Origin of the sequence: Nocardiopsis sp. MG754419, assembly GCF_018207095.1 — a bacterium.
Lineage (GTDB): Bacteria > Actinomycetota > Actinomycetes > Streptosporangiales > Streptosporangiaceae > Nocardiopsis.
The window spans coordinates 1-1,093 of the sequence record NZ_QOCZ01000312.1 but is presented as its reverse complement, the minus strand read 5'-3'; the positions used below and the strand labels follow the sequence as shown (position 1 = coordinate 1,093).

1 protein-coding gene is annotated in these 1,093 nt (G+C 71.9%); it reads left to right on the top strand.

From position 1 onward, the window contains the following. On the top strand, window positions 1-1,093 hold a 1,093-nt coding region (locus tag DSY14_RS27855), incomplete at both ends, for a condensation domain-containing protein (protein WP_249188584.1).

Genomic DNA, 1,093 nt, shown 5'->3' with positions numbered 1-1,093 from the left:
CCTGTGCGGGTTGTTCGCCGAGGTCCTGGGCCTGGAGCGGGTCGGGATCGATGACTCCTTCTTCGACCTGGGCGGCCACTCCCTGCTCGCCACCCGGCTGGTCAGCCGGATCCGTTCCGTGCTCGGTGCCGAGGTGAGGCTGCGGGAACTGTTCGCCGCCCCGACGGTGGTGGGCGCCACGGCGGCGATCGACGCCGCGGGTGAGCGCGCGGCGCGTCCGCGTGTTCTGCCCGCGTCCCGCCCGGACCTGCTGCCGCTCTCCTTCGCGCAGCGACGCCTGTGGTTCCTCAACCGCCTGGAGTCGGCGAGCACGTCGTACAACGTTCCGCTCGTGCTGCGGCTCAGCGGCGAGGTCGACGCGGGGGCGCTCGGTGCCGCGCTGGGCGACCTCGTCGACCGCCACGAGTCGTTGCGCACGGTGTTCCCCGCACCCGGTGGCGAGCCCCACCAGCGAGTACTCGGGGAGTCCGAGGCCCGCGCCCTGCTGCGCTTCGCGGTCGTGCCCTGCTCACGCGAGGAGGTGCGTGGGACCGTGGACGCCCTCGTAGGCCGGGTGTTCGACCTGGCCGAGGCCCTGCCGGTGCGCGCGGACCTGCTCAGGGTCTCCGACGACGAGGCGGTACTGGTGGTGCTGCTGCACCACATCGCCACCGACGGGTGGTCCGAGACCGTTCTGCTCAGGGACCTCGCCGAGGCGTACTCGGCCCGTCGCGCGGGCTCACCTCCGGACCGGGCCCCACTCCAGGTGCAGTACGCCGACTACGCGCTGTGGCAGAACGCCCTGTTGGACGAGGCCGACCCCGGGGGAGTGGCCGCCGATCAGCTCGACTTCTGGCGGCGATCCCTGGCCGGTGCCCCGGAGGTGCTGGAACTGCGGACGGATCGTCCGAGGCCCCCCGTGGCCTCCAACCGGGGGGAGAACCTGGCCTTCTCGCTGGACGCCGAACTGCATGGACGCTTGGCGGAGTTGGCGCGAGCACGGGGCTGCACGCTGTTCATGGTTCTTCAGGCGGCGTTGGCTGTGGTGTTGGCGCGGTCTGGGGGTGGGGTTGATGTGCCGATTGGTACGCCTGTGGCCGGGCGTGAGGATGAG